The 16,206-nt window shown below is 71.7% G+C and carries 14 protein-coding genes; 2 read left to right on the top strand and 12 right to left on the bottom strand.

Going from position 1 to position 16,206, the window contains the following annotated elements:
* Positions 1–76: 76 nt before the first annotated feature.
* Complete coding sequence (locus tag ABD332_RS51675) at positions 77–685, bottom strand: GNAT family N-acetyltransferase (protein ID WP_344513041.1); 609 nt, start codon at positions 683–685, stop codon at positions 77–79.
* A gap of 162 nt (positions 686–847) precedes the next feature.
* Here ABD332_RS51675 and ABD332_RS51670 point away from each other — a divergent pair, with 162 nt between their 5' ends.
* The gene (locus ABD332_RS51670) at positions 848–1,504 is read left to right on the top strand and encodes a GntR family transcriptional regulator (protein ID WP_344513040.1); all 657 of its coding nucleotides are present in this window, start codon (positions 848–850) and stop codon (positions 1,502–1,504) included.
* Between the two features lie 3 nt (positions 1,505–1,507).
* On the opposite strand, the gene ABD332_RS51665 is transcribed toward ABD332_RS51670, so the two are convergent.
* The 11 genes from ABD332_RS51665 to ABD332_RS51615 all read right to left on the bottom strand — a co-directional run bounded on the left by ABD332_RS51665 (position 1,508) and on the right by ABD332_RS51615 (position 15,123).
* Positions 1,508–2,629 (bottom strand): alpha/beta fold hydrolase, encoded by a 1,122-nt coding sequence (locus ABD332_RS51665; RefSeq protein ID WP_344513038.1) that lies wholly within the window; start codon positions 2,627–2,629, stop codon positions 1,508–1,510.
* Positions 2,626–3,501 carry an enoyl-CoA hydratase/isomerase family protein gene (locus ABD332_RS51660; RefSeq protein WP_344513036.1) on the bottom strand — a complete coding sequence of 292 codons (876 nt, stop codon included), beginning with the start codon at positions 3,499–3,501 and terminating at the stop codon, positions 2,626–2,628. The genes ABD332_RS51665 and ABD332_RS51660 overlap by 4 nt, the downstream gene beginning before the upstream one ends.
* A complete protein-coding gene (locus tag ABD332_RS51655; RefSeq protein WP_344513034.1) occupies positions 3,498–4,964 on the bottom strand; it encodes a 4-hydroxyphenylacetate 3-hydroxylase N-terminal domain-containing protein in 1,467 nt (488 codons plus the stop codon). The genes ABD332_RS51660 and ABD332_RS51655 overlap by 4 nt, the downstream gene beginning before the upstream one ends.
* A gap of 34 nt (positions 4,965–4,998) precedes the next feature.
* A complete protein-coding gene (locus tag ABD332_RS51650) occupies positions 4,999–6,534 on the bottom strand; it encodes a class I adenylate-forming enzyme family protein (protein ID WP_344513032.1) in 1,536 nt (511 codons plus the stop codon).
* Between the two features lie 12 nt (positions 6,535–6,546).
* Positions 6,547–6,822: a hypothetical protein gene (locus tag ABD332_RS51645; protein WP_344513030.1), complete on the bottom strand. Its 276-nt coding sequence runs from the start codon at positions 6,820–6,822 to the stop codon at positions 6,547–6,549.
* Positions 6,819–7,985: an acyl-CoA dehydrogenase family protein gene (locus ABD332_RS51640; RefSeq protein ID WP_344513143.1), complete on the bottom strand. Its 1,167-nt coding sequence runs from the start codon at positions 7,983–7,985 to the stop codon at positions 6,819–6,821. Before ABD332_RS51640 ends, ABD332_RS51645 begins: the two co-directional genes overlap by 4 nt.
* 2 nt (positions 7,986–7,987) lie before the next feature.
* On the bottom strand, positions 7,988–9,205 hold the full coding sequence (locus tag ABD332_RS51635; protein WP_344513028.1) for an acyl-CoA dehydrogenase family protein: 1,218 nt from the start codon (positions 9,203–9,205) through the stop codon (positions 7,988–7,990).
* 47 nt (positions 9,206–9,252) lie between these two features.
* Positions 9,253–11,958, bottom strand: coding sequence for an ABC transporter permease subunit (locus ABD332_RS51630; protein ID WP_344513026.1), 2,706 nt, complete (start codon positions 11,956–11,958; stop codon positions 9,253–9,255).
* A gap of 2 nt (positions 11,959–11,960) precedes the next feature.
* On the bottom strand, positions 11,961–12,668 hold the full coding sequence (locus tag ABD332_RS51625) for an ABC transporter ATP-binding protein (protein ID WP_344513024.1): 708 nt from the start codon (positions 12,666–12,668) through the stop codon (positions 11,961–11,963).
* Positions 12,669–12,698: 30 nt separating this feature from the next.
* The gene (locus ABD332_RS51620) at positions 12,699–13,907 is read right to left on the bottom strand and encodes an ABC transporter substrate-binding protein (protein ID WP_344513022.1); all 1,209 of its coding nucleotides are present in this window, start codon (positions 13,905–13,907) and stop codon (positions 12,699–12,701) included.
* A gap of 64 nt (positions 13,908–13,971) precedes the next feature.
* Positions 13,972–15,123 (bottom strand): LLM class flavin-dependent oxidoreductase, encoded by a 1,152-nt coding sequence (locus tag ABD332_RS51615; RefSeq protein ID WP_344513020.1) that lies wholly within the window; start codon positions 15,121–15,123, stop codon positions 13,972–13,974.
* A 335-nt stretch (positions 15,124–15,458) separates the two neighbouring features.
* On the opposite strand from ABD332_RS51615, the gene ABD332_RS51610 reads away from it, so the two are divergent.
* Positions 15,459–16,187, top strand: coding sequence for a TetR/AcrR family transcriptional regulator (locus ABD332_RS51610; protein ID WP_344513018.1), 729 nt, complete (start codon positions 15,459–15,461; stop codon positions 16,185–16,187).
* The last annotated feature ends 19 nt before the right edge of the window (positions 16,188–16,206 follow it).

The following is a 16,206-nucleotide window of genomic DNA, read 5'->3' as shown; positions in this document are numbered from 1 at the left end:
AAGGGCCCACGCATCTACGACCGGGCGGTCGCCATCCTGCCGGACACCGGAACCGCCGAACACGGTCACACCCGCGTTACTGGTCCGCTCCCGGACCTCGTTCGCCCGCACGCCACGACGCGATCTGAGCTTCCACCTGCTCCAGCTCGGGGTCACGCAGACCGACCGTGCCAGTGGTCCAGAACGCCTCGGGATAGACCAGCTGGCCGACCATCCACGGCTGGTACGACGAAAGAAGCGCCACCTGGAACCCCGGGTCCGGGATGCGCGTCGAGGGCCGGTCGAACCCAAGGGCGGAGGCGGAGCTGAACCCGCGGCGTCCGTAGTAGTCCGGGCTGCCCTCAAGGAAAACGGCTGGCGCGCCACGATCTCCGGCGGTCTCCAGCGCCGCCGCGACCAACGCGGTGCCGACGCCGCGGCCTTGGAAGTCGGGACGTACCGACAGCGGGGAGAGCACCACCACCTCGACCAGCTCGCGTCGAGCGTCCACCCAGCCGCGTGAGAGACCAACGTGCCCGACCAGCTCCTCGTCGACAACAGCGACCAAACTCGCCCGAGCTGCTCCGCTGGTCTGCAGAGCTCGCATCATCTGCACAACGCGCCCGTCCCGGGGCTCGCCGAATGCCGCCGAGACGACCGCCTCGGCAGCCAGCTCTTCGGCCGGCATCACATTTCGGATCTCCATGGCGCGACCTTAGTGTCAGTGGTCGGCCGGCGCACCGCAGTTTCTCGGGCTCCATCTCGCGCCCATCAGCGGGCATGGCGGTCTGGGTGTACGGCAGAGATCTGTCGCTCTATCGCATTAGACTCGGCCGGATTCATGCTGACGAGTGACCGGGGAGTGCCGATGGCCAAGGCGGCCGAAACGGCGTATGAGGCCGTCCGCGCCGGCATCCTGTCCGGCGAGTTCGCCCGCGGGCAGCGGCTGCGCGAGGAGGAGCTCGCGCTGCGGGCCGGGGTGTCGCGCACACCTGTCCGCGAGGCGCTGCGCCGGTTGGACGCGGAGGGCCTCGTCGAGTTCACGCCGAACCGGGGCGCGCGGGTGGTCGCCTGGTCCGAGCAGGAGCTCGAGGACAACTACGAGCTCCGCGCGATGCTGGAGAGCTACGGTGCCCGGCTGGCCGCGGAGCGCATCACCGACGATGAGCTCGACACCATCGCGCAGATCGCGGCCCGGATGACCTCGTTGAGCCGCAAGGGCGCGTCCGCCGCCGACGAGCTCACCGTGCTCAACGGCGACTTCCACCGCGCGATCCTGCGGGCCTCCCGGCACACGCAGCTGGACAGCATGGTCCGCGGCATCATGGACACGCCGCTGATCTTCCGCACCTTCCAGCGCTACGACGCGGAGCGCATGCGCACCAGCGTGCGGCAGCACGCCGAGCTCGTCCAGGCGCTCCGGGTCCGCGACGGCGGGTGGGCGGAGGCGGTCATGCGCGCGCACATCCTCGCCGCGCGTTCGACGATCGTGCTGTCACTGCGCGACGAGGAGGACGGCGACTGACGGTCAGGGTTGCGCCCGCCCCTTGAGCCAGTCCGCGAGCGTGTCGGCCACCGTGTCGCGGGCCGGCGCCGGCTCCATGAAGTAGTGGTCGCCGGGCAGCGTCACGAACTCCTTGTCCGCCGTCGCCGCCCCGTCGTAGAGGCCCTGTGCGTCGGCGGGGAAGACGCCGCTGTCGGCGTCCGGCTGCACCACGAGGGTGGGCAGGTCGAGGCGGGCCAGGTGCGGTGCGGCGACGCAGTCGGACTCCTCCAGGCTGAACATGTTGAGCCAGGTGCGCATCGTGCTCACCACGCCGACGCCGAGGACGCCGTAGTTGGCCCGCTTGGGATCGCCGAAGTAGCACAGCGGCGTCGGGCGGTTCGACGGGTCGATACCCGGGTCGACGTACCGGGGGTCGGCCCACGTGCGGCCCATCGTGAAGATCCGGTCCCGGGCCGGCCTGTCCCGCGCGGCGTCGAGCTGCTCCTTGCACCACGCGGTCAGCCGGTGGTTGCGTTCGATCTGGGCGGCCCGGTAGCGGTCGAGGAACTCCGGGGAGAAGGAACCGCCGTGGCGCGGGTCGTACATGTCGAGGTCGGCGTCGACCGCGTTCGGGTCGTTCTCGTCGATCACCGACGGGTCCATGGTCCGCGTGATCCACTCCGGCCGGCCGGGGTGCGCCGCCAGGAACACCATCAGGTCGCCGGGCGGCAGGTGCAGGGCCGGCTCGAACACCTTGGACCGGCCGTACGGCGGGCGGATGTTCGGCTCGCGCGACTGGGAGTGGTACGCCGCCATCAGGGAGCCGCCGCCGGAGTTGCCGAGCAGGACGACCTTCTCGACGCCGCGGTCGCGCAGCAGTTGCACGCCGACCCCGATCTCGGCCAGGGCGTGGTCGAGGGTGAAGAGGTGCTCGGCCCCGCGGAACCGGGTGTTCCAGCCGAGGAAGCCGTAACCGCGCTCCGCCATGCGGGTCGCCATGTAGTGCTCGGAGAAGTCGACGTTGTAGTGCGCGGCGATGAAGGCCGTGCGCGGCGCCCGGCCGGACGGGGTGTAGTAGATGCCCTGGCACGGGTGGCCACCGGCGCCCGCCCGGCCCAGCGCCGGCGACGCAACCCCGATGAACTCTTGGTCGATGCTGGTCACGCGGAGTCCTCCCCGTGTTCGTTGGGCCATGGTGGAAGATCGGTTGACGGGCGCCCGGTCCAGGCCGGGCGGCGTTTCTGCAGGAACGCCTCGACCCCCTCGCGGGCGTCGGGGCGGTCGAGGAGCGCCTCCATCACCAGCCGCTCCTTGCGGCCGTGCTCGAACGGGTCGGCATCCACCGCTTCCCAGAGCAGGCGCTTGGTCGCCGCGACCGCGACCGGCGCGGCGTGCTCGACGATGTCGCGGGCGAGGGCCTGCGCGCGCGACAGGACGTGATCGGCCGGCAGCGCCGCGATGGCCAGCCCCCACTCGACCGCCTCGGGGCCGGTGAAGCGGCGGCCGGTGAGCAGCAGTTCCTGCGCCCGCCCCAGGCCCACGTGGCGGACGAGGTTCCAGTGGCCCATCCACTCCGCGGTCACGCCCAGCCGCACGAAGGGAAGCGCGAGCACGGCGTCGTCGGCGACGAACCGCACATCGCACTGCATCGCCAGGGTGAGCCCGGCGCCCACCGCCGCGCCCTGGATCGCGGCGACCACCGGCTTGCGCACCTGGTGCGGCGCGATCCACTCGGCGCCCGGGCCCTCCGGCGCGGCCCCGCCGAAGCCGTCCCCGGTCATCTCCGAGCCGGCCGAGAAGGCCCGCCCGGCGCCGGTCAGCACGACCGCACCGACCTCGTCGGCGGTGTCGCACCACCGGAGCACGGCGCTGAGCTCGTGGTTCATCGTGCGGTCGATCGCGTTGAGCCGCTCGGGCCGGTGCAGGGTCACGGTGGCGACGCCGTCGTCGGTCGCCAGCCGCAGCCGCGTGAGCCGTTCGGGCCGCTGGGCGGCGGACGTGTCGGTCCAGGCGAACGTGGACTCCTCGTATCTCACGCGCTTGTTTCCGCGGGGTACGCGGCCGCGTCCGGGTCGTAGCCGTGCGGGCCGAACCGGTGCAGGCCGCTGAGCACCTCGCCGGATTCGGTGATGCCGGCGGTCTCGCGGGCGAGCGCCTTCGCCGTCTCCATGTCGAAGTGGTTCGTGACGACCACCTTCTGGGCGTAGAGCCCCCCGCCGGCCTGGATCACGGTCACGTGCTTCCAGCCGCCGTAGGCGTCGGCGGTGAAGTCGCGGATCGTGTGGAACAGGCGCATGCGGTAGCCGGCGTCGACGCCGTCCATCGTGCGCATGTACTTGCGCAGGTCGGCCTCGGTCTCCGGGTTGCTCAGGTCGCGCAGGGACGGCGCGGTCAGCACCGAGCCGCCAGCGATGTCGTGCAGGTTGCGCACCATCGTGCTGAACTGCGCGGCCGCGTGGTACTTCGCGGCGTTGGTGAACAGCTCGTCGGGCGAGGCCCAGCCCTCCGGGGTGAAGGTGGCGTGGGTCATCGCGGCCTCGAACCCGGCCCGGATGAGCGTCGCGTAGATGATCATCTCGGCGATCTTGTCCTTGATGTGCCCGATCTTCAGCAGGCCGTTGGCCTCGGCGACGAGGTGCGCGAGCCCGACGAGGGTGTCCGCGAGGCGCACGTAGCTGCCGACGCTGCCGAGGCGCTCCCACAGGCCCAGGGAGTGCACGAAGGTCGCGGAGTGCTCCAGCTCTCCCGCCAGGAAGAGGCGTTCGTTGGGGACGAAGACGTCGTCGAAGACGATGAGTCCCTCGGTCATCACGTGCCGGGAGCTGTAGGGGTAGAAGTCCGGGTCCAGGTCGGGCCGGGGCGCGAACGAGGCGTTGATGACCCGCACCCCGGGGGAGTTGACCGGCACCGCGGCGGCCACGCTCCAGTCCTCCTCGCCGGGCTTCATCCGCTTGGTGGGCATGACCATGAGGTCGTGCGCGACCGCCGCCGAGGAGATGTGCAGCTTCGCGCCGCGGATGACGACCCCGTCGGGTCCCCGGTCGACGATGCGGACGTAGAGGTCGGGGTCGTCCTGCTTGCCCGGGGACAGCGCGCGGTTGCCCTTCGAGTCGGTGATCGCCTGCACGATCCGGATGTCGCGGCGCTTGCTCTCCTCGAAGTAGGCCAGGGCCCGCTCGGCGTACTGGGGCTGTTGCGCGCGCATCCGGCTGGCCGCGGTGAGCACCATGAGCAGGCCGTTGGCCGTGGAGATGGTCGGGAAGTCCCAGTGCAGCTGCCGCTGCTGGGTATCGCGCAGCTCCTCGACGGAGGTGGGGATGAAGAAGTACGGGCCGTGGACGTCGTCGCCGGGCTGGTAGTGCTTGTCGTAGCCGAGCGCCGCGGCCTGGGCGGGCCCTTGCAGCAACGGTTCGGCGGTCACGTCGGGCACCGAGTGGCCGTTGACGAAGATGCGGCGGCCGTCGCGGAGGGATTCCAGGTACTGGTCTCCGGTGAGCATCAGGACGGCTCCTCAAGGTAGTGATCTGGTGAAGTCATGAGATCCGGCCTTCCGCCAGGAGCTCACGCAGCCGGAGCTTGTCGATCTTGCCGGCGGGGTTGCGCGGGAAGTTCGCGACGACGACGATGCGCTGCGGCACCTTGTAGCTGGCCAGCCGGCCGCGGCAGTGCTCCTTCACCTCGGCCGCCGATGGCGTGCCGTGGCCGTCGCGCAGCGCCACGACCGCGGTCACCACCTGCCCCCAGTGCGGGTCCGGCTCGCCGACGACCGCGATCTCGGCCACGGCCGCGTGCCCGCCGAGCACGTCCTCGATCTCGACGGGGTAGACGTTCTCGCCGCCCCGGATGATCATTTCGTCGGCCCGGCCGGCCAGGTGCAGGAAGCCCTCCTGGTCCTTCCAGGCCAGGTCGCCGGCGACGAACCACCCGTCGCGGACGGCGCGGGCGGTGAGGTCGGGCCGGTCCAGGTAACCGCTCATCACCGTGTCGCCCCGGCTGGCGATGACCCCGACCGCACCGTCCGGCACCTCGGCGCCGTCGGGATCGAGGAGCCGGACGTCGCAGCCGAACGCCGGCCGGCCGATCGTGCCGAGCAGCCACTCGTCGCCGGCGAGGGCCCGCCGGTGGTCCTCGGGCCGCAGGACCAGCTGGCCGCCCGCCTCGGTCCCGGCGCCGAACCCGTTGTGCAGGTCGCAGCCGAAGACGTCGGCCATGCGCCGCACGACCGAGGTCGGCATCGGCGCGCCGCCGTACATGATCGAACGCAGTCCGGAGAAGTCCGCCTCCGCGAGCTCCGGGTGTTCGAGCAGCTGGATGATCATGCTGGGGACGAGCGTCGCGTGCCGCACGCGCCCGGATCCGAGCCACGACAGCGCCAGATCGGCGTCCCACTGCGGCATGATCACGGAGGCTCCGCCGCGGGCGACGCCGTAGAGCACGTGCCCGAAGCCGGCGGCGTGGAAGAGCGGGGCACCGGAGTAGATCAGGTCGCCCGGCCGGAGGCCGAGTTCGAGGACCCCCGACTGCGTGATCGCCTTGATCATGCGCTGCGACTGCAGCACGCCCTTCGGGGTGCCGGTCGTCCCGCTGGTGAACGAGATGCTCAGGATGTCGTCGTCGTTGGTGACCGCCGGGAGCTCGCCGCCGTCCGGCCCGCCGGCCAGGAACTCCTCATACCCCGACTCGAACTGGATGGCGTCCCGGAGCCGGCAGCCGTCGACGATCTCCTGGTACCGGGCGCTGTGAAAGATGACCTGGGCGCCGCTGGCGGCCAGCACCGTGCGGATCTCCGCCGGCGACAGCCGGAAGTTGAGCGCCACGTAGGTCGCGCCCAGCTTCATGCAGGCCAGCAGCACCTCGACATACTCGGGGGAGTCCACGGCGAGCAGCGCCACCCGGTCACCGCGGCCGATCCCGAGCTGCCGCAGCGCCCGGGCGAGCCGGGTGATCCGCTGCTCGCCTTCGGCGTACGTGCGGGTCCGCCCGTCCGCGGCCACCAGGAATGCGGCCTGCGGGGTGAAGCGAGCCTGCACGGTGACCCAGTCACCGGGCGCCAAACCGGAAAGCTGCACGGGGGTACCTCCTCATTCGCCGACGACGTGCATGCGGACCTCGTCCCCGTCCACCCACCCGTGCCGGCGGGCGTAATCGATCATGCCGTCGAACCCGCCGCGCCACCGCTGATCGCCCGCCCGCGCACCGGCCAGTTCCAGCAGCGTCTGCGTGCTCACCCAGACGTGGCCGTCCTCGAGGCGGCCCCGGTCGCCGATCGTGGCGGCCCCGAGGATGTGCGCGCTCAGCGACGTGAGGTCGTCGAGGTCCACCAGCGTGATGCCGCCCCCCTCGACCCGCAGGATCATCGGCCGACCTTCCCGGCGTAGAACGAGGCCAGCTGGGTGTCCTCGCCGTGGGCCGCCAGCACGGACGCCGTGAGCAGCCGGGGCTGCTGACCCGTGGAGTCGAGCAGCTGCCGGTTCGACACGGCGCGCCGGTAGTACAGGTGGGCCGGATGCTCCCACGTGAACCCGATGCCGCCGTGCAGGTGGATCGCCTCGCGGGTGATCTCGGCGCCGATCCGCCCGCAGTACATCCGCGCGACGGCCAGCCCGGCCAGCGACTCCGGCCGCCGGCCGATCGCGTCGTTGTGCCGCACCGAGCGCACGGCGACCGACAGGGCGGAGCGCGCCCGCTCCAGCGAGACCAGCAGGTCGGCGCACTTGTGCTTGACCGCCTGGAACGACCCGATCGGCCGGCCGAACTGGGTGCGCACCTTCACGTAGTCGACCGCCATCTCCAGCGCGCGCTCGGCGGCGCCGACGCACTCGGCCGACATGCCGAGGATCGCGCCCTGGCGGATGGCGGCCACCCCGGCGCGGGCCCGGTCGTCCTCGGCGAGCAGTTCGGCCCGGGCGCCCGTCAGCCGCACCGCGCCCATCCTCCGGGTCAGGTCGAGCGTGGCCAGCGGGACGACCTCGACGCCGGGGTCGCTCGCGTCGACCCAGAAGAACGCGTGGTGACCATGGTGCTCGGCGAGCACGAGCAGGGCGTCGGCGGCGGTGGCGTCGACCACGCAGGGCAGCTCGCCCTGGATCTCGAAGTCGCCGCCGGTACCGGCCTTCGCGTGCGGATACTCCAGCGGGAACTTCTCCTCGATCGGCAGCACCGGCACCGCGACGAGATCCCCGGCGGCGATCCGGCGGAGCCGGCCGTGGTTCTCCTCGTCGTCGGCGAGGGCCACCAGGGCCGCGGCCACCAGCGAGGTGGTCAGGAAGGGCCCGTCGTCGAGGGCCCGGCCGAGCTCGGTGTGCACGGCGACCTCCTCCGCCAGGCCCATGCCCGCGCCGCCGTACTCCTCGGGAATCCGGACCCCGGGCAGGCCCAGCTCACTCGCCTGCCGGCGCCAGCGATCGCGGTCGAGGCGCCGGGCCTCGGCCGGGTCGAGCGCCCCGCCGCGCAGGGCGGCTCCGGGGTCCCGCTCGAGGTGGGCGCGGACCACCTGCCGCAACTGCTCGATGTCGTCCATGCTCAAGCACTCTTCTCGGGGACCGGGCGCTCCTCGCGCGGAAGACCGAGCACGCGCTCGGCGAGGATGTTGCGTTGGATCTCGTCGCTGCCACCGGCGATCCGGTGGGACGGCGCGCTGAGCAGCAGCTGCGACCATGAATAGGTGCCCCAGGCGCCGGTGTCGGCGACCATCCGGTACCCCAGGAGGCGGGCGGCCACGTCGGAGTAGTACTCCATGTCGGAGGTCGTCATGAGCTTGACCACGGAGCCCGGGGCGGGCCCGCCGGCGTCGCGCAGCCGCGTGGCGGTCTCGTGCAGCACCTGCTCGCGGGCCCAGCACTCGGCCAGCAGGTCCTGGATGGCCGGATCCTCGATGGCGCCGGTGGAGCGGGCCAGGGCGAACAGGCGGATCACCGGCTCGATCATGATGCCGTTGTGGGCCCGGCCGAGCACGGAGCGCTCGCTGCCGACCGTGGTCATCGCGATGTTCCAGCCGCCGTTCACCGGTCCGAGCCGCCGGGAGTCCGGCACCCGTACACCGTCGAGGAACACCTCGTTGAAGTGCTCGGAACCGGTCACCTGGCGCAGCGGGCGGACATCGATACCGGGCGAGTTCATGTCGATGAGGAACACGCTCAGGCCACGGTGCCGGCTCTCCGGCGGTCCGGTGCGCACGAGGAGCTCCCCGAGCTGCGCGACGTGCGCGAAGGACGACCAGACCTTCTGGCCGGTGACGATCCAGTCGTCACCGTCGCGGACCGCGGTGGTGCGCAGGCTGGCGAGGTCGGAGCCGGCCTCCGGCTCGGAGAAGAGCTGGCAGCAGATCAGGTCGCCGCGCCAGATCCCCGGCAGGAAGGCCCGCTGCTGCTCCTCGGTGCCGTGCGCCAGGATGGTCGGCGCCACGATGCCGTGGCTCACCATGTAGGTCGACGTGGACGGCACCTGGTATTCCGCGGCGATGCCGGCGACCAGCTCGACGTAATCGTGGGAGAGCCCGCGCCCGCCGAACCGGACGGGACCGTCGAGCCAGGCGAGCTTCGCGTCGAACAGTTCCCGCTGCCACTGCTGGGCCCGGGCGACCTCGGCCGCCTCGTCGTCCGGCTGGGTGAGCCCGACGCCGACCACGTCGTCGTCCCCGACGCCGTGCAGCATGCCGCGCCGCTCGCGCCGCGGCGCCCGGGCCGCGAAGAACGCGTGCGCTTCGGCCGCCACGGACTCGTGCGTCGCTGGCGTGGTCATCGGCTCCTCCTGCGGGCTGCGCTCTGGTGCGTTGACCGGGCCGCCGTTCACACGCGGGCCCCGTCGTCGGACTCGTCCGCTTCGCGACCGAGGTAGGCGGAGATGACCCGGGGATCCCGGGCGACGTCCTGGGGCGTTCCCCGGGCGAGCACGGCGCCGGCCTCGAGCACGGTGACCCGGTCACACGTGCTGAGCACCAGGTCGACGTTGTGCTCGACGAGCAGGATGCTCATGTCCCAGTCCCGGGCGAGGGTCCGGATGAGCGTGCCGAGCTCCCGGGCCTCCTCGTCGCTGAGCCCGGCCGCCGGCTCGTCCAGGAGCAGCACGCGCGGGTCGGCCGCCACCGCGCGGGCGATCGCGACGAGCCGCCGCTTGCCGAACGCGAGCTCGCCGGGCTTGCGGTCGAGGTCGTCCTCGAGCCGGAACTCCCGGATGGCCGCGAGGGCGGGTGGCGTCAGCTGGATGCGCCCCGGCACGACGAGGTCGCTGACGTAGCGGCGGGCACTGTCGTCATCACACGCGACCGCGAGGTTCTCCCGGACGGACAGGTCGGCGAAGAGCTCCAGGGACTGGAAGGACCGGGCGACCCCGGCCCGGGCCCGGCGCCGCGCGCTCCACGGCGCGATCGAACTGTCGTCGAGCCTGATCGTGCCGCGGGTGGGTCGCACGAACCCGGTGAGCGCGTCGATGACCGTCGTCTTGCCGGCCCCGTTCGGGCCGATCAGGCCGTGGACCTCGCCCGGGACGAGGTCCAGCGACACGTCGTCGACGGCCACGACGCCGCCGAACTGCACCCGCAGGTCGGACACGTGCAGCGACCGCGACGGACGGCGGTCGTGCGCCGGCGTGACGGGCTGCTCCCGCTCGGCCCGGGGGCGGGACGGGAAGGAAGGCACCCGCAGGAGCCGGCCGATGCGGCGCACGAGGTGGGCGTTCATCTCGTACAGGCCGTTGCGGCCGCTGCGCAGCACGTAGAGCAGGAACAGCCCGCTGACCAGCGGCAGGTAGCGCTCCAGGTTGTCGACGCCGTGCAGGATCTGCGTGCCGACGCCGCCGGGCAGCAGCGTGGACGCGAGCAGCGCACCGCCGATGGTGCCGATGCCGCCGACGACCGAGACGCCGATGACGGTGATCGAGGTGAGCACGTCGAACTGGGCCGGGAGGACCGTGGCGCCCTGGAAGGCCAGCAGGACACCGGCGAGCGCGGCGAGCGCCGACGCGAGCGCGAAGGCGTAGAGCTTGCCGACGAACACGTTGACGCCGAGGGCGGCCGCGGCCCGTTCGTTGGACCGGACCGCGAGCAGGCGCCGGCCGACCCGGCCGCGGCGCAGGTTGGCCACGGCCAGGGCGCTGAGGGTCAGCGCCGCGAGCGCCACGAGCCCGTAGTTGTAGGGAAGCTTGATGGCCCCGAAGTCCCAGCCGAGGATCGACGGCTCGCCGATCGGGATGCCGGTGTCGCCGCCGGCGAACTTGAAGTCGCTGAGCACCAGGCTGAACAGCACGATGCCCATGCCGAGCGTCGCGATGGCGAGGTTGATGCCCCGGGTCCGCAGCGCTGGCAGCGCGACCAGCACGCCGACGAGCGCCGCGGCCACCATCGCGCCGATCAGCGCCGGCAGGAAGCTCCAGCCCGCGCGGGAGACGAACGTCGCCGCGGCGAAGGCCCCCGACCCGGCGAGCACGTACTGGGCCAGCGACAGCTGCCCGGCGTACCCGGTGACGACGGTGACCGACAGGGTGAGGATCGCGAACGCCATCGTGACCGTCAGCGCCTGCGCCCACACCGGCGAGACGACGAAGGCGATGAGGAAGGCGAACACGCCGACGACGAGGACCGCCGGCACGACCCGGATGCGGCCGTCGCCGACGCTGGGCAGGCGCTCCAGCACGTGACTGCGCAGGGGCAGTGAGCTTCCCCGCAGCACCAGGTAGGCCACGATCACGATGAAGGGCACACTGTCGCCCCAGCCCGTCACCGTGACATAGCGGGTCGTCAGGGACTGCACGACACCGATCGCCAGCGCGCCGGCGAAGGCGATCGGGAACGAGACGAACCTGGCCAGCAACGCGGCCGCGAGGGCCGGCACGATCAGCAGGGTGAGCTGCGTGGGCTGCAGGTAGGTGATCGGGCCGATCAGGGCGCCGGCCAGCGCCGCGATGCCGGCCGCGAGCGCCCAGTTGGCGGTCGCGATCCGGTCCGGTGAGTGGCCCAGGCTCGCGACGGCCCGCTGGTTCTCGGCCATGGCGCTGGCCACCCGGCCGAACGACGTCCAGCGGAAGACGGCGTACAGCGCCGCCGTCAGTGCCGCCCCGATCAGCAGGATGATGAGCCGGTCGACGCCGAGCGTCGCGCCGGGGAGCGGCTCGACGGCGGTGGTGGGCAGGAAGGAGGGCACGCTGATGGGGCCCACCCCGTACCGCAGCACGGCGGCGGCCTGGAGGGTGAGCAGCACGCCCAGGGTCGCGATCACCCGTTCGATCGGTGACGAGGTGCGCATCGGCCGAAGGATCAGCAACTGCACGGCGACGCCGAGCAGGACGCCGACCGCGGTCGCGGCGACGACGGACGGGATCGCCGGCCACCCGGCCGCCACCCGGATCTCGTAGTACGCGTAGCCGCCGACCATCACGAACGAGCCCTGCGCGAAGTTCACGATCCCGGAGCCCCGGTAGATCAGCACCAGCCCCTGGCCGAGGAGGCTGTAGATCGCGCCGATGCCCAGGCCGAGCAGGAGGAACTGGACGATTTCCACGGTCACTCCGTTCCGGTTGCGGTGGCGTCACCGAGGTAGAGGGACTCCACGGCCGCGATGCCGTCGGCGGCGTTCCCGGTCGCCGCGACGGCACCGCGCCGCAGGAGATACCAGCGGTCGGCGACCGCCATGGCCCGGCGGGCCTGCTGCTCGACCAGCAGCACGGCCACCCCGTCCCGGTCGGCCGCCTGCCGCAGCGCGGCGAACAGGCGGTCGACCACGAGCGGTGCGAGGCCGAGGGACAGCTCGTCGAGCAGCAGCGCGACCGGGTTCGCGGCGAGGGCCCTGGCCAGCGACAGCATCTGCTGCTCGCCGCCGGACAGCAGCCCGGCCCGGGTCGCGAGGAGCGGTTGGAGCTCGGGGAAGAGCTCCGTGGCCCGTTCGATGCGCCCCGACCCGAGCAGCAGGTTGTCGCGCACGGACATGCTCATCAGCACCGAGCGCTCCTCGGGCACGAAGCTCATGCCCATGCGGGCGCGCACGTGGAGCGGGGCGGTCGTGGCCGTCCCGCGCCACAGCACCTCACCCCCGATCGGCGGCAGTTCGCCGGCCGCGGTGAGGATCGTCGTCGACTTGCCCGTCCCGTTGGCCCCGAGGAGCGCGACGATCTCGCCGCGCATCACCTTGAGGTCTACGTCGCGCACCACAGCCAGGTCGTCGTACCCCGCGCTCAGTCCGCGCAGCTCGAGGACGGGTGCGTCCCCGGACACCACAGCCGCCACTGCCGCCGATGCGTTCATCTACTTCGCGCCCAGCGGGTCGATCGCGTCGCCGTCCTGCTTGAGCGTTCCGCCCACGGCCTCGGACACGTACACCTTGAAGGTGGGCACCCGCGGGTAGGTCTGGACGACCGGCGGGTTGGGGATGCCGGCGTAGTCAGGCACGGTGCCCAGCACGATGGGCTTGTCGAGCTTGTCCAGCAGGCCGGTGATCGCGGCGGCGGAGACGTTGCCGCCCAGCCGCTTCACGATCTCGACGAGGAACGTGATCGAGGTCCAGGTGCCCAGGGAGCCGTTGTCGGTCACGGCCTCCGGGTGGTACTTGGCCATGTCGGCCAGGAACTGCTGCACCTGCGGGATCGAGGTGTTGGTCACGGGCACCGCGGACGACGTGATGAACACCTTGTCGGCGAGGTCACCGAGCGCCTTCTGGTCGGCGGGTTTGAAGATGTTCGCCAGGGTCGCGATGTTGCCCTTGAACCCGGCCTGGCGCACGGCCCGGATGATCCGCGGCGCATCGGTCGCGGTGGACGCGACGGCGATGGCGTCGGGGGTCTTGGCCAGCGCCGAGGAGGCGACGGCGCTGAAGTCGGGCGCGCCGAGCGGGGCCAGGATCCGGTACGACTGGGCGCCGCCGCCCTTCGCCCCGTTGGCGATGTCGTCGGCGGCGGCGTAGGCGGCGGCCGCGTCGGCGACGATGACCGCGATGTTCTTGCCGCCCTTGTTGGCCAGCAGCCGGCCCAGGCCGACCTGCATCGACTGGGTGCCGCCGGTGATCGGGTACGACACCTTGCTCGTGCCCTCGGTGGGGCCGCCCGATCCGGCGCCGGCCAGCCACGGGATACCGGCGGCCTCGAGCACGGGCAGTTCCGCGGGGGCCTGCGAGCTGGCCGCGCCGACCACGGCGACGACGCCGTCACTCACGGCCTGACGGGCGCAGGCCGCACCGGTGTTGGCGTTGTACGCGTCGTTGCAGTACGTCACCTCGATCTTCCGGCCGTCGATGCCGCCGGCGGCGTTGATGGACTGCACGTGCGCGTCGAGACCGGCCTTGGCGTCCTTGAGCGAGAGGTTCGGGCTCTCGAAGGTTCCGATCTGCATGATCTTGATCGGGCCGCTGCTGCTGGCGGTGGTGCTCGGGGTGTCCGCGCCGCGGCAGGCGGCGAGGCCGGCCACGAGCGCGAAGGTGGCTAACGGGACGAGGACATGACGGGGTGTGAGGAAGGGCATGTCGGTCCTTTCGGAATATCCGAGCTGTCTCCGGCTTGGAGGGGGTGTCCAGCTCGGGATCAGGTCAGCGCAGGCTCTGGATGTTCACGCCGGCCGGCAGTTCGCGGCCGGAGTCGGAGTAGGCCTTGGAGATCGCGGCCTGGGCCAGTGGCTTGTAGGACGGTCGCTTCTCGGTGACGACACGGGCGGACCGCTGCGCGGCCGTGAGCGTGCCCTGGAAGTGCGGCATGACGAAGCGGGCGAAGAGTTCGAGGCTGGTCAGCGACTTCTCCCGGCTGGCCCAGTCGTGCGTCATGATCATGAATCCGCCGAAGCCGCCGGTCTGATCGAGCATCCGCTCGATCGCCGCGATGGCGTCCGCGGGCGTGCCGATGATGGAGCTGTCGTCGGCGATCTCGTCGGCGAGGGTGTAGTCGTTCTCCAGGCCCAGCACCGGCTTGAAGTAGTTCTCCCGCTCCTCGGCCCGTCCCTTCTCGACGTCGCGGATCGCCTGCTCGCGGTCCTCGGCGAGGTGGACCCGCACGACCATCCGCCACTCGTCCCGGCTGATGGTCGTGCCGGCGTCGGCGGCCGCCTGCTCGGCGATCTCCCACTGGGCCTTCATGTCCTTCTTCCCGCCGATGAAGCCGGCGCTCAGCGACAGGACGCCGACGCCGTGCTTGCCGGCGGTGGTCACGCCCGAGGGCGAGGTCGTGCTGGCGACGGCGATCGGGACGCCGTCCGGACTGAGCGGCAGCCAGGCAAGCTGGGCCTCGCGCAGCTCGAACCATTCGGTGGACGCGGTGACGGTCTCGCCGTCGAGGAGCCGGATGATCACGTCCAGCGCCTCGTTCATCCGGGAGCGCTGGGTCACCGGCGCGATGCCCATCATGTCGGCGTCGGAGATGAGCGCACCCGGGCCGACGCCGAGCATCGCGCGGCCGTAGCTCAGGTGGTCCAGCAGGACGACGCGGTCGGCGACCAGCAGTGGGTGGTGGTACGGGAGGCTGACCACGCCCGTGCCGAGCCGGATCCGCGAGGTGCGGACGGCCGCCGCCGACAGCGCCATGAACGGGTCGGCGATGCGCTCGACGCCGGTGGAGTGGTGCTCGCCGACCCATGCCTCGTCGTATCCGAGCCGGTCGGCGAGCTCGATGAGCGCCAGGTCGTGGCGCAGGCTGAGCGTCGGACTGTCGTTGTTCGCGTGGAACGGGGCGATGAACACACCGAAAGTCATGGGCGCCGGACGAGCCATGGGGATCCCCCTCATAAGCGGGTGTCGATCGAGAGCGGAGAAGGTGGAGCCGGGCGCGTGTGACGCCGGTCTCAAGCAAGTGATTGCTGAATCTACTCAGAAACTCGCCGAGCGCAAGAGACTGCCGGAAACCGGTTCGGCTCGGTTCGGCGGCGTGCAGTTCAGTGGAAATGCCCGGATCTTGCCTCGTTGGGCGGTACCTCGGGGCTTGGAAGTGTTCCTGAATCTATTCAGATTCAGGGTGGCGTACGCCACAGAGATGGCGCTATGGTTTTCCGGCGTTCACCAGAGAGCGCCGGCGAGGAAGAGGGGGCGGCATGCCGGAACTGTCCGACGAGCCCGACGCGGCGCGCACCAGGCGCCTGGAGCGAGTCGCCGCCAACCTGCGGGGAGCGGTCCGGCGCCAGGACGGGCGGGAGACGCCGGTCGGCCCGCGCGCCATGCGCACCCGCAAGAAGCTGCTCGAGGTCGCCGAGCAGCTCTTCGCCCGCGACGGCTACGCGAACCTCTCCCTCAACGACATCGCCCAGCAGTCCGGGGTGAGCCTGGGGACCGTCTACCAGTACTTCGCCGACCGCGACGACATCGTGGCGACGCTCGCCGGCGAGAGCGCCCTGCGCATGCTGAACCGCGGCGCCGACTTCTGGGACGCGGCCACCGGCCGCCTCGGCCTGCGCCGGGCGATCAGCGCGATCGTGACGACGCAGTGGGAGAACCGCGACTTCTTCAGCCTCTGGGAGACCGCCAGCCACAGCGATGCCCGGCTGGCCGAGCTGCGCCGGGAATGGGTCGGCGACTTCCGCCGCTCCTTCGCCCGGTCCCTGGCCCGCGGGATGAAGAGCGGGCACGTCCGATCGGGCCTCGACCCGGAGGAGACGGCGCGCGCCCTGAGCCTCATGGTGAGCGCGTACTGCTACGACGCCTTCGTCGCCGACCCGCCCGACCCGCCCCTGGATCCCGAGGGCGTGATCGACCACCTGACGACCCTGTGGGCGGACGCGATCGGCCTGCGCGAGGACCGCGAACTGCGGCCCGCGGACGCGTGAGACCGACGGAGAGGACGAC

It is taken from the genome of Dactylosporangium maewongense (genome assembly GCF_039531485.1).
GTDB lineage: Bacteria > Actinomycetota > Actinomycetes > Mycobacteriales > Micromonosporaceae > Dactylosporangium > Dactylosporangium maewongense.
The sequence above is the reverse complement of the archived record's forward strand: the minus strand, read 5'-3'. Positions and strand labels throughout refer to the sequence as shown.

Bases quoted from the DNA above. Each gene is read 5' to 3' on its own strand.
- ABD332_RS51635 (WP_344513028.1), bottom strand. From the start codon at position 9,205: ATGACCACGCCAGCGACGCACGAGTCCGTGGCGGCCGAAGCGCACGCG.
- ABD332_RS51640 (WP_344513143.1), bottom strand. From the start codon at position 7,985: ATGGACGACATCGAGCAGTTGCGGCAGGTGGTCCGCGCCCACCTCGAG.
- ABD332_RS51615 (WP_344513020.1), bottom strand. From the start codon at position 15,123: ATGACTTTCGGTGTGTTCATCGCCCCGTTCCACGCGAACAACGACAGT.
- ABD332_RS51645 (WP_344513030.1), bottom strand. From the start codon at position 6,822: ATGATCCTGCGGGTCGAGGGGGGCGGCATCACGCTGGTGGACCTCGAC.
- ABD332_RS51655 (WP_344513034.1), bottom strand. From the start codon at position 4,964: ATGCTCACCGGAGACCAGTACCTGGAATCCCTCCGCGACGGCCGCCGC.
- ABD332_RS51675 (WP_344513041.1), bottom strand. From the start codon at position 685: ATGGAGATCCGAAATGTGATGCCGGCCGAAGAGCTGGCTGCCGAGGCG.
- ABD332_RS51620 (WP_344513022.1), bottom strand. From the start codon at position 13,907: ATGCCCTTCCTCACACCCCGTCATGTCCTCGTCCCGTTAGCCACCTTC.
- ABD332_RS51610 (WP_344513018.1), top strand. From the start codon at position 15,459: ATGCCGGAACTGTCCGACGAGCCCGACGCGGCGCGCACCAGGCGCCTG.
- ABD332_RS51670 (WP_344513040.1), top strand. From the start codon at position 848: ATGGCCAAGGCGGCCGAAACGGCGTATGAGGCCGTCCGCGCCGGCATC.